Below are 11,893 nucleotides of genomic sequence, written 5' to 3' on the forward strand. Positions count from 1 at the left end.
GAAAACCGAGGAGTCCGACGAGCTCTAACGGTTAACTGGAAAGATCAGCGCGCTGCGGCCTACCGCGTAGGGTTACGCTTATCCAGCAGCTTCAGAATCCGCTTGTTGGTGGCCTTCGTATCGATCGGCTGCTTGCCAGGCCGCGGCTTGTCTTGCAGCCCTTCCAGGCCATGATCGGAATAGTGGTGCCGCCAACGGCTAACAATCCGAGGCTGGACCCCGACTTCTTTGGCAATCGAGCGGATGCTGCGCCCGTCCGCCGCCAACAGAACGATCCGCGCTCGCTTCAAATCGCGCTGCAACGTCCGGCGAGCGACAACACGCCTCAAGCAACTTGCGATCTTTCCACGAAAGCTGGACGTCTCTTGCTTCGGGTATCATCCATATCTTGAATCACGACTCACGATCCAAGAAAAGTGGGTACTAGAATGCCTAAAGCGGACATCTTCACAGCTCGGGATGGATGATTCAAGGGGCATAAGTGTCTTGCGCGGCGGACGGGGCAGGAGCGATCTCGTTCTTGTGCTCAAACATCCACATGCCGCTACCGAGCAGGAACATGAGCAAGACGTAAGGAGCATCCCACACGTGGACTGTGCAGGCGGCAAAGGCCAGTCCGCAAAGCGTGATAATCAGACCATTTCGGCACTGCGCTACGTCAAACGGGAGGTTCTTCAGCCGGCCCAGGCCAAAGCAAACCGAAAGAAAACCGCCAGCTATAAACAAGAAGCCGGGGATGCCGTAACGAACGGCGGTGACCAACCAGAAATTATCGATGCTGCCGGGCATCCACTCCGGGCGTTCCCAAGGATGTAGCGCGGTTCCGAAGATCGGGTGCATCATCACTGATCCCGTGCCGTATTGCCAGATGAGCACACGCATGTAGGACGTATCAGCATTGAACGTCAGGTACGTAATAAAGACTTCGAAGGGGGTACGGTTGGAGAGCGCGCTCACGACTAGATAGGCACTAACTATGATTGAGGCCAATATTGTCCAACGCCGCGTCACGCTCACCGTAATCTTGTCCCAGACGATCAACATGACCTGGACGGCAACCGATAGGAAGGCGCCGGCGGAAAGGGAGGAGCATACCGCCATTGCCACAACGCCGGAGCCTAGTCGCCCCATGTGCGCCGGAACGCCATATGCAAGAAAGCTCAAGGCGAATGCACTTGAACACACGACGCCGAACAGGATCTGGTGCTCGAAGGGGCCCTGAGCTCGGCTAAGTCCCCATCGTGGCTCATAGTAGCCGATCGGGTAAACGGAAAAAACGTTGCCAAACAACTCAATCAAAATCGGCGTGCCTGTGAAATTCTCGTACAGAGCAAATGGCAGAAGGACAGCGATCAGGAGTACCAGACACCTTACCATGTGCTGGAACGCGAAAACGTCTCGGATATATCGCCTTGCAAAAAGAAATGGTCCGAATGTCTCTATAACAAATATGCCTGCCGACTGCAGACCTTTGTCGATGCCATGCTGGCCCAGCAATACAGCCGCGCCCCATGTTGCAGCCAAAAGCATCAAAATGTCTTGCCGTCGTACTCGCCCGGATCCAGATAACCATGCTATCAAACACGGAATGAAGGTCGCTACTAGCACGAGCCGGTAGCAAGACAGGCGTGTCGGGCCGACGTAGAAATAAAACGGCATGGCCAGCGAGAAAATGAGCAGCGGAACAAGTCGAGAGCTCCGCGTCGGCTGAGCCACTGCAACTCGTCGGCGGACGGAAGGCAACGCATTCCCAACCTGACGAGGCATTCTTGTTGTAATGCTTTCCACCGAGTTCTCCATCCACTATGAAGAAGGTTCTGGCAGCCTCACTAGACCGGGGACGTTATCGATACCGCAAGCGCATGAGTTGGCGATACAGCCCCAGTTTTGTGCTGATCCTCCAGGCAAAGCCGCGCATCGCATTCGGATCAAGCAAGTGCTGGCGCATGTACCCTGCATCCATGTTGTTCGTCAGACAAAGGCGGGAATAGAGAAAGGATTCGAACCCGCGATGATAGCCAAGCTGGATTGTAAAGAGGTGCGTGTAGCCCGCCTTCAGAGCTGCATCCCAGACCCGTCGGGAAAAGCGCCCATATGGAAAGGCGAAGAGGGTAACCTGTTGCCCGAGGCGCTCCTCCAGCATCAACTTCGACACCGTAAGCTCGCGATCGAGTTCGGCATCCGGGAGGGCGGTCAAATCGACATGTGCCATGCCATGAGAGCCAACTGCAACGCCGGCCCTACCAAGCTCCTCAATCATGTCCCAGCTCATACGCCCCGGCGAGCCCACCAAATCCACGGGGATTAAGGACATGAAACCCGGGATCCGACCGGTCGTCACATAGCGAGCATAGACATGCGTATAGTCCGAAAGAAATCCATCGTCGAACGTGAGCAGGACCGCACCACTTTGCTTGGCTTTGGAATCGCGGCAATGCTCCAGAAAAGCTTGAGGCGAGACCAGCATGTCCCCGCAAAGCGCGAGATGCGCATCGAATATTTCATGCGTCAGGCACCACGCATTCGAAGGCGATGCTTCCACCAGTTCGTGATAGTTTAGGACAATCATAGGGCTTGTATCAGATCTGAGACACGTCGACTCCAGGCCCGCCAGTTCAGCCGGGTCTCGAATGCGTCGCGGCTCGATTGCCTCAGGCGTGCCAGCCGGTCCGGGTTCGCAAAGGTCTTGGAGATGACAGTCGCATAGTCCGCCTTCGTCGCATTGGGCGGCAACAAGATGCCTGTCTCGCCGTCGCGGATAGCGCAGGGCACGCCACCGGTAGCCGGCGCAATGCTGGGTACGCCATGGGCCGCCGCTTCGCAAAACACGATACCCCAGCAATCTGCTCGGGTCGGCAGCAGAAAGAAATCCGCGTCGCGATAAAGTTGATCCAGTCGGTTGCGCTGTTCGCGATCATTCTTGTCGAGGTACGGGATGATCGTCAGGCCCTCCTGGGTGACAGGCCTGGGCGGACTGCATCCGCAAATCACGAGCTCTGCCTCAACGCCCCTGTCCCTTAGTTCGGCGAGGGTCTCGACCGCCATATCCGCCCCCTTCTCTTCCCAGTTGGCACCGATGAAGAGGAGCCGGCACGGACCCGGCTTGCGGCATCCAAGCACAGAACCACGGTCCGGTGCTGCTTCGAGGTTCGCACCCCAGGGAATGACATGCACCCGCGCGCGGTCGGCGCCGTAATCCCTAACCGCGGATTCAGCGGCCCATTCCGACGGGTAAAGGACCAGATCCGCGCGCGCGATTGTGTCGCGTTCCAAGCGTTCGGCGATCTCCCGGGCGGCACGCGACAAGTTCCTGTAGTTAGGATGATAGTCCTCAACCAGCCGAAAGGTCGCGTCGGACGCATAAACGAGGGGAACCCCGTCCGGCACACCCCAGGCAAACGTAGATCCGGCTGGAGCCACCACGACATCGGGCGACACGGCGCGGATTTTGCGCGCCGCGTCGGCTGCATACTGTCTGACGACAGGCTCCGCATGGAATGGGGAGATGCCGCGCGTGCGAAGCATACGGCAGATTCTGGAATATGCCTTGTAAAGAGGCAGGATCGGCGCGGTCAGCGGACCGACATGGACAACCTCGTGGCCTTCGCTTGCCAGCGATTTCGACATGTGAAACGGAGTGCCCGACCAGAACCTGACCTCACGCGCATCACCGATCGTGGCGAATGCAATCCGCCGCGCTGCTTGGCTGCCGGAGATGTGGCACTGACTCATCTTACTTCCTTACAGAAGTGATCAAACGGGACTTGTCGAAAAGGATCGTTCCACTATCCCGCGCCACTTTTTATGATCGGACTTTCCGAAGGTTTTGAGCTTCCTGGCCACGCTAACAAAATGGCTGCTTGTCACGTCCGTCCGAAAACCTTGGTAGATGCTCGCCTCAGGATCGATCCAGCCGGCGGTCCAAAACGCAACCTCGGATTGAGATCAATCGAAAAGCGGAGCAGCTGGAGGCCGCTGTTGATATAGCCTCGACGCATGCGGCCAATGGCACGCCAAAAAGCCGTTTCAGCTAGCATACGATAGGCCATTGTCCTTAAGCCCCGCCCCTCCGGAAGGCGATCCATGTATTCTTCGAAGAAACTGTCGAATGCCGCCTTACGATGGGAATAATCTGACCCATCCTCGCTCCAGTATGAACTGGACATATTGGATGAATGCTTTCTGTATATGGCTTGCACCGCATCAAATTTCGCAACCGCACCGTGTACACCGAAGCGCAACCACATCTCCATATCGCCGCTGTGAGGCAGGGACGCGCGGTACCCACCGACCGCCTTCTGAATGCATGTTCGACCGATTGCGGTCGGCGTGTTAACCATGTTGGCACCGATGACGCACATTTCGCGAACCAGATCCTGTCGCGTCCACGTGTTAGCGTGCTTAGCCTCCATTTTTGGCGGCGGCAAATCATCGTGCCAAGAAACACCTTTCCCATAAGTGAGCACGATGTCTGGATTTGCGTCCATGACCGCAACAGCTCGCTCGAGCGCGCCCGAAACCAACAAGTCATCGGCCGAGAGAAGCAGAAAGTAGTCGCTCGATGCCCATTCAATTCCTTGATTATATGTGGCGATGTGACCCCAGTTTTGCGGGTGGGAGATGACGCTGACTCGTGAGTCCGCATGGGCCAACTTCTGCGCCACAGAAACCGAATCATCCGAAGACGCGTCATCGATAATCAGCACCCGCAGGTCCCCGCACGATTGCTCGAGTACGCTACGGACGCATCCTTCCAGGAAACGACCGTAGTTGTAGCAGGGAACAACGATGTCAACTTTCGCCACGCGCCCACCTCCCGTACCGCCGCCCAACCGGCTCGAGCAGAAACTGGGATGGACAGCACAAATGGGCGCAGCCAACCGCGGTCATCGGCACAACTCATTCCTGAGAGCTTCCGCGATACGGACGAGTTCGTCCTCGCTCAACTGTGCATACATCGGAATCAAGATCGAGTGATCTTGCGCGAGTTCGGATTGACGCAAATCGTGGCGCTGCTCAGCGTTGGCGTACGGCGCCTCGCGATGCGAGCACATGATACCGCGCCGTGTGGCAATGCCTTGATTGAGAAGGCTCTGCATCACCGCTCTCTGATCGACTCGATCAGGTAGTCGCACGCAATAGCTCTGCCAGTTGGATCGAGCCCACTCCGGCTCGTACGGAAGGGTCAATCCGTCCAGATTGCCCAGCAGCTCGCTGTAGCGAGCCGCGAGTGCGCGCCGACGCGCGATCAAATCAGGAAGCCGTTCGAGCTGTTTTCGCCCGACCGCAGCCTGCACATCCGTCATCCGGTAGTTGAACCCAACGAAAAGGTAGTTCTCGAATACAACTTGCGGTGAGCGGTGTCGCACCGTGTCGGGCACGTCCATCGCATGCTGACGCCAGAGCCTGAGCTTGCGATCCTGATCGGGATCAAGCGTCGTTAACATGCCGCCCTCACCAGTCGTGATGACCTTCCGAGGGTGAAAGGAGAAGCAGGCTGTTGCCCCGTGCGGTTTACCGATCAAGTCCCAGTCGCCATTCATTTTGACCTGGCTGCCAATCGCGCAAGCGGCGTCTTCGATTATCGCGATGCCATGGCGGTTTGCCACGCCGAGGAGCGACTTCAAATCGCAAGGCATCCCCATCTGGTGGATGGTTAGAATCGCCCGAGTGCGATCGGTTATCGCTTCGGCGACGCATTCCGGATCGACATTGTAGGTCGCCGGGTCTATGTCGACGAAGATCGGCGTCGCTCCACAATATCGAATGCTGTTCGCAGTGGCGATAAAGGAGTGGCTGGACGTGATAACTTCGTCGCCCGGTCCGACACCATTCGCGAGCAACGCGAGATGGAGCGCGGTCGTGCAATTTGACACGGCGCAGGCATATCGGGCAGACGTCAAGGCAGCGAATTCGCGTTCGAAGGCTGTCACCTGTGGACCTTGCGACAACCAACCGGACAAAACGGCTTCGCGCGCGGCGTCGGCTTCTGTCGTATCTAGGAATGGCTTCGCAATCGGAATCATGAAACGAGCGCCTCCTTCATTCCAACCTTGCGTTCTTGCGAACTCTCGATCATCTGTTCTCTCGTCAATGCATGAACTCAGGAGGAACCAGAAGATTCAACGCGGTCATCTCGACACCTTTCTTCAGCTCGTGCTCCGCGAACCATTGCAATGAAGGCTCGCCTGGGGCGAACGTGAACGCCCGCAGTTCTGGGCATCGCGCGATTGAAAGCGAGTCATCGACGACGCGTCGTCGATGATAAGCACCCTCAACTCGCTTCCCGCTGCGTTTCGATGCCTCGCATTTAATTTCAACCAGTCAAAATTTAAATTTAAATTATCAAAGATTTAATATCAAGATAAATTTCTACCGTGGGCGCTTTGATTTCGCGTCAATTTTTATGTGCTCACGGGATCTGGGAACTTGCCCTCATCCTGCGTGGCGTCCCGGTATGGCCGCTAGAGGCTTTCTGACGAAAATGCGTCCGTTTCGAACACCGAAATTCCTCTTCATTGTGGCGCATCTGCAGATAACGCCGCACGAGACGTCTCGTCGCGTTGCCATCGATCAGCTCCACGCGCGACTATCGCCCTGCACCGAGCGACAATGTTGACACAACAATAGATCAACAATCCGGGCCACAAATGGGGTTCTTTGAACAAAGCGATGAGCGTCCGATCGTTAACCTCCCCTTTGTTTACGCGCAGCTCGGGAAAGCGCCTGGCGAGTTCGAATGTTCCCCTGTAGGCACGAGTTCTGACCGCGATCAGCTGCAGCACAGTACGTGGGGCGAATACTGTGGACCTCGCGCAGGACAGCGTGTCCCGCTCTTCTGGTCTGAACTGAAGCCGAACATAGGTGTCATCAGCCGTGACGTCAGGAAACTCGCCGAACCGCAGGCGCCCAGCCTCAGATAAGGCGTATACGCCGGACCCGCCGATTCCCTCGCGAGAGGATGGTAGCCGTGACCGAATTCCATAGTATTTACGGACCAGCCAGGAACAGCCCGTCAGATTGATATCAGCCGTAGGCGCCACCACCAAAACGTCGCCTTGCTCCAGCCGTCTTGCCAGAGCTCGAACGGCGTCTACCGTAATAACAATATCGGCATCAGCATAAATCCGCGGGAACACGCTTGAGATTTGATCACCGAGATTCAGGGCGTGGGTTTTCCTTGCGATGTCTGATTCGACAACATGCACGGTTGGACCGAAGCGTCGGGCGACGTTCGCAGTGTGGTCTGTACACCCGTTACAAACGACCACCACGCGGATCTCGTCCAAGGGCGCGTCGCCGACCCATTGGCTTAACGTCCGTGCAATAACGGAACTCTCGTTGTGGGCTGGGACGATGATCGAAATCATGGCAGGCCGGAGCGGGATGGATCAGATGTAGCTACGTTCTAGGCGAACGGTTCGGTCAGCTCACTAGCGGTGCTCGAGCCTCACGGCTGATCACCCGCGGTAGATGCAGGCACCCGATAACAGGGCGAACTCACGCGCGACGGTTGCACCTGCGTGCGTCTAAGGACACCGGCCACTACACGCTCGACCGTCCTGTTCATCGGCGGGAAGCGGCCTTGCGATCGCAATCACGATACAGCCGCCTGTGGTGGACTACCGGCCGTGAGCTCGCGTTCCGCGCGCCACCATTTTACGAGCTCCGACAGGCCCTGCTCAAGCCCAGTCGTGGCCCGGAAGCCCAGCAGGCGCTCCGCTTTTCCGGTAGATGCCTGCCGGCGTGGCACAGGATTGATCGAACGCTCTGGTGCGAACTCCAGGCCTATTCCTTGCCGTCCCATCACAGACGCGAGGGCTTGAGCGAGCTGCACCAAGCTGGTCTCGTTGCCGGTGCCAACGTTGAACACTTCGTCCGTCGCCTTTGCCCTCGCCGCGAGAATATTGGCGCGGGCGACATCGCGGACGTGCACGAAATCCATGGTCTGGCGGCCCTCACCGAAGATAACCGGAGGCCGGCCGGCCTCCAGCCGCTCCATCCAGCGGATCAGCACCTCCGTGTATCGTCCATGCAGGTCCATACGGCTGCCATAGACGTTGAAGTATCGGAACGCCACGTAGTCGAGGCCGTACATGTCGTTGTACGCGCGCAGCAGACCTTCATTGAACGCCTTGGCGGCTCCGTACAGAGTTCGGTTATCGTACGGATTCTGTCGCTCGGTCGTGGGAAACTCCTCCGCCATGCCGTAGACCGATGCAGAGGAGGCGGCAATCACCTTCTCGACGTCATGCTTGACGCAGAGGTCAAGCAGGTCGAACGTGGCGTCCACCATGACTTCCTTGGCAAGACGAGGCTCGGCGGCGCAGTGCGTGATGCGCAGTGCAGCCTGGTGAAACACAAGATCGGCCGCCTTGACCAGCGCGCTCATCAGCTTGCCATCGCGTATATCGCCCTGGACTAGCCGCACCGGCCCGCGGCCCAGCGCCCGGCGAAGATTCTCCGGCCGACCTCTCACCATGTTGTCGAGAGCGACGATTTCGATGCAGCCCTCGTCGCACAACTGGTCGATGATATGGGAGCCGATGAAACCTGCGCCGCCGGTGACCAGAACGCGTTTTCCCTTGAGATCAATCAAGACGCTCTCCTGTTGTGGGACCTTGTCACGAGACTCTCAGGATGCTCTGCTCGGTCGCTCGTCACTTCGCTGGGCCGCAGTGCCGCGCTCCTGAGTGTGGAGGCAACCTCGACCACCTGTTCCGGCAGCAACTCTGGATAAATGGGAAGAGAGAGGAAATCGTTCGCCAGCATCTCGGTGACGGGAAGATCACCGGCACGATAACCGAGTTCTGCATAGGCAGTCTGCAGATGCACCGGAACGGGATAGTGGATCCCGGCGCCGATGCCGGCTTCACGCAATAGCGTCAGCGCTTCGTCGCGCCACGGCAATCTGACCGCATAGACGTGATACACGTGACGGGCGTACGGGGGCGGCTGGGGACGCGGGCATGAAAGATCAGACAGCAGTGCATTGTATCGCTCAGCGAGCGAACGACGAGCTTCCGTCCAGCGCTCAATGTAGTTCAGCTTGACGTTCAGTATCGCGCTCTGAATTTCGTCCATGCGATAGTTGTATCCGGGAATGACGTGATTGTATTTCGTCTCCTGTCCCCAATCCCGCAGCAGTGACACGCGGCGTGCCAATTCAGGCCGATCGGTTACGACGGCCCCGCCCTCGCCAAAGGCTCCAAGATTCTTGCCGGGGTAGAAGCTGAAGCATCCCAGATCGCCAATCGAGCCCGCGCGACGTCCGCGGTATTCCGCGCCATGCGCCTGCGCGGCGTCCTCGATAACGACCAGACCGTGACGACGGGCGATCTCCATAATGGAGTCCATATCGGCCATCTGCCCGTGGAGATGAACCGGCAGGATCGCCTTCGTTCGCGGTGTTATCGCAGCCTCGATCGAACCGGGATGCATCGTCCATGTTACCGGGTCGACGTCGACAAACACCGGCCTGGCTCCGCTGTAGAGGATCGCGGCGGTTGTCGCGACGAAGGTCATGGATACCGTGATGACTTCGTCACCGGTTCCGACGCCCGCCGCCAGCAAGGCAAGATGAAGTGCCGAGGTTCCGCTGTTCACCGCGCGGCAATGGGCGGTCCGGCAATATTCCGCGAAGCGACCCTCAAAGGCAGTGACCTCTGGGCCGAGCACAAAGTGCCCGCTGCCGACGACTCTCGCGACCGCGGCATCGATTTCCGGCTTGATTTGGCTATATTGGGCTTTCAGATCCAGGAAGGGTATCAACATTCAAGTCCTCTATTGGACCAACATTATAATACATTTAACCCGCAATATTATATTTAATCAATCATTAAATCTTGCCGTTTATGTGGTAATTTAAAATGGTTTACGAAGCGCCTCTGCTGAGCCGCGATCGCCCAAGACCGCCGTTTCAGCCGCAGACAATACCCGAGCGGGCACTCCCGCGACGACAGCGCCAGGCGGAACGTCCCTCGTCACCACCGCACCCGCCCCTACGGAGGCCCCCTCTCCGATCGTCACTCCGCACAGAATGGTGGCGTTCGAGCCGATCGACGCTCCCCTCCCGACATGAGTTCGCTGGAGCGTCCAGTCCGAAGTTTGCTGAAGACGGCCATCGGCGGTTGTTGACCTCGGATATTTGTCGTTCGTGAACATCACACCATGGCCGACGAACACTTCGTCCTCGATCGTGACGCCCTCGCAGATGAAGCTGTGCGACGATATCTTGCAACGCGCGCCTATCTTTGCCCCCGCCTGGATCTCCACGAAGGTTCCTATCTTGCTCTCGTCACCGACGAAGCAACCATACAGGTTGACTAGATCAGGATGATAGATCGTGACGTCTTTGCCGAGCTTTACGTCGCTTGTGATGGGCATCTCCGCCTCCAAAAATCGCCAGAATGCCTTATAGGGCCGAACGTGACGGCCTCAGTTTGGGTGCAACACGGGCGAGACCAGCTGCGGCGACATGGAGATGATGCAGTAGCGGGTGGCCGGTCATCAGCAGCCCTAGCCACCAGCAAAGCGCCGCAACGCCCAATCCCGAGGCCAAACCTCCGAGCGATGTCAACATTCCCGCTTCCGTCAGCGCCGCGCAGCCGGATGTGCCGAAAGCGGTTATTACCGTGACGATACCGCTCTTCATCAACGTGCGAGTAATATCTGTTGGCTTGAGGCCTAGATGCCGCCCGATAAAATAGATCGCGACGGCCGCCTGGAAGGGCAACGTCAAAACCGCGGAGGCGGCGACAGCTTGCACACCGAAGAAGGATGCGGCAAAAATTACAAGCAGCGACGGAGGTAGCGAGATGAAAGAAGAGACCAAAGCGTCCCGCACGCTTCCAACCGCTACAAGCATGGGATAACTCAAGCATGCTGCAAAAAGCGCCATGTTGGCGATGCAGAGCAGGCGCACGAGAGGCACGACCTCTAGCCACGTCTCGCCGAGCCAGATCGCGATGATCGGTCGGGCCATAATGGCCACGAATATCAGGAACGGCCAATGCGCGGCGGAAAGTAGCTCGATTGCCTCAAGATAAACGGCCTTCAGGTCGTCCCCCGCTTGGCGCCTGGCGACAATCACCGGCATGATTACAGGGTTCAATACCTGCGTAACGAGCTTGTCGAACGTTTGCGTCAGGTTGATCGCTCGGCTGTACAGTCCGACGGACATAAAGTCCATAATTCTTGCAAGGAACAGCTGGGGCGCCAGATTGTAGAATACGTTGATGACGCTGACCCCGCTCGAATAGAGGCCAAAGCTGACGATGTCGCGGCATTCGTGGAGCGAGGGACGCAGTGCGCCGAAGTCTCGATGACTGGCGAGCAGCGCCAGAGTCAGACTCACGCTTCCCGCCAGGGCCCCCCATACTGGGGCCATATAGCTAAATCCCGCGATCGCAAGTCCGATTGAGACCAGAGCAACCGCCACACTTGCTGCGAAGTTGCACAGGGCCAACGTACCGAATTGCATGTCTCGACGCAGCAAGGCAGAAATTGTCCCGGAAAATGGTGCCAGAAGAAAATTCAGCGCTGAAACCTCGATGCCCCTCTTGAGGCTTTCCTCGGCAAAGAGATCTGAGAGCGCACGCGCAAGAACAAAAAGAAGAAGCGCAATCGCAATCGAGATTCCAAGCGCGACGGTGAAAGCCGAGCGAACATTGGCTGGAGACAATTCACGCTTCTGAATCAGATAATTTCCGCCCCCGAACTCCTGAAAGGATGCGCCAATTACTGCGGTGATGGCATTGACGACCGCATAGACTCCGAATTCCGCCGGCGACAGCAGACGCGCGAGGACCGCCGTTGCAACAATGAACAGCGCAAGGCTGCCGTAACGGTCGGCCGCCGAAAACAAGATGGAACGTTGTACCGAATTCATCGC

10 protein-coding genes and 1 pseudogene are annotated in these 11,893 nt (G+C 57.6%); all 11 read right to left on the minus strand.

Annotated elements, in window-relative coordinates; genetic code table 11:
- Positions 1-68: 68 nt before the first annotated feature.
- Positions 69-381, minus strand: a pseudogene (locus tag AC0L3A_RS00005) (helix-turn-helix domain-containing protein); the annotation flags it as partial.
- 87 nt (positions 382-468) lie between these two features.
- On the minus strand, positions 469-1,530 hold the full coding sequence (locus AC0L3A_RS00010) for an O-antigen ligase family protein (protein ID WP_473253282.1): 1,062 nt from the start codon (positions 1,528-1,530) through the stop codon (positions 469-471).
- 313 nt (positions 1,531-1,843) lie between these two features.
- Positions 1,844-2,569 carry a polysaccharide deacetylase family protein gene (locus AC0L3A_RS00015; RefSeq protein ID WP_247399274.1) on the minus strand — a complete coding sequence of 242 codons (726 nt, stop codon included), beginning with the start codon at positions 2,567-2,569 and terminating at the stop codon, positions 1,844-1,846.
- Positions 2,566-3,732 carry a glycosyltransferase family 4 protein gene (locus AC0L3A_RS00020; protein ID WP_247399276.1) on the minus strand — a complete coding sequence of 389 codons (1,167 nt, stop codon included), beginning with the start codon at positions 3,730-3,732 and terminating at the stop codon, positions 2,566-2,568. Before AC0L3A_RS00020 ends, AC0L3A_RS00015 begins: the two co-directional genes overlap by 4 nt.
- A gap of 131 nt (positions 3,733-3,863) precedes the next feature.
- On the minus strand, positions 3,864-4,805 hold the full coding sequence (locus AC0L3A_RS00025; RefSeq protein WP_247399278.1) for a glycosyltransferase family A protein: 942 nt from the start codon (positions 4,803-4,805) through the stop codon (positions 3,864-3,866).
- Positions 4,806-4,886: 81 nt separating this feature from the next.
- Complete coding sequence (locus AC0L3A_RS00030; RefSeq protein WP_473253283.1) at positions 4,887-6,026, minus strand: DegT/DnrJ/EryC1/StrS family aminotransferase; 1,140 nt, start codon at positions 6,024-6,026, stop codon at positions 4,887-4,889.
- A 489-nt stretch (positions 6,027-6,515) separates the two neighbouring features.
- Positions 6,516-7,370: a glycosyltransferase gene (locus AC0L3A_RS00035; protein WP_473253284.1), complete on the minus strand. Its 855-nt coding sequence runs from the start codon at positions 7,368-7,370 to the stop codon at positions 6,516-6,518.
- A gap of 227 nt (positions 7,371-7,597) precedes the next feature.
- Positions 7,598-8,599, minus strand: a complete 1,002-nt coding sequence (locus AC0L3A_RS00040) for an NAD-dependent epimerase/dehydratase family protein (protein ID WP_247399284.1) — start codon at positions 8,597-8,599, stop codon at positions 7,598-7,600.
- On the minus strand, positions 8,596-9,771 hold the full coding sequence (locus AC0L3A_RS00045) for a DegT/DnrJ/EryC1/StrS family aminotransferase (protein ID WP_085358674.1): 1,176 nt from the start codon (positions 9,769-9,771) through the stop codon (positions 8,596-8,598). The genes AC0L3A_RS00040 and AC0L3A_RS00045 overlap by 4 nt, the downstream gene beginning before the upstream one ends.
- A 93-nt stretch (positions 9,772-9,864) precedes the next feature.
- The gene (locus tag AC0L3A_RS00050; protein WP_473253285.1) at positions 9,865-10,386 is read right to left on the minus strand and encodes an acyltransferase; all 522 of its coding nucleotides are present in this window, start codon (positions 10,384-10,386) and stop codon (positions 9,865-9,867) included.
- A gap of 28 nt (positions 10,387-10,414) precedes the next feature.
- Positions 10,415-11,890, minus strand: coding sequence for an oligosaccharide flippase family protein (locus tag AC0L3A_RS00055; RefSeq protein WP_473253286.1), 1,476 nt, complete (start codon positions 11,888-11,890; stop codon positions 10,415-10,417).
- Positions 11,891-11,893: the final 3 nt, after the last annotated feature.

This window comes from Bradyrhizobium sp. MI1.3 (genome assembly GCF_055811695.1).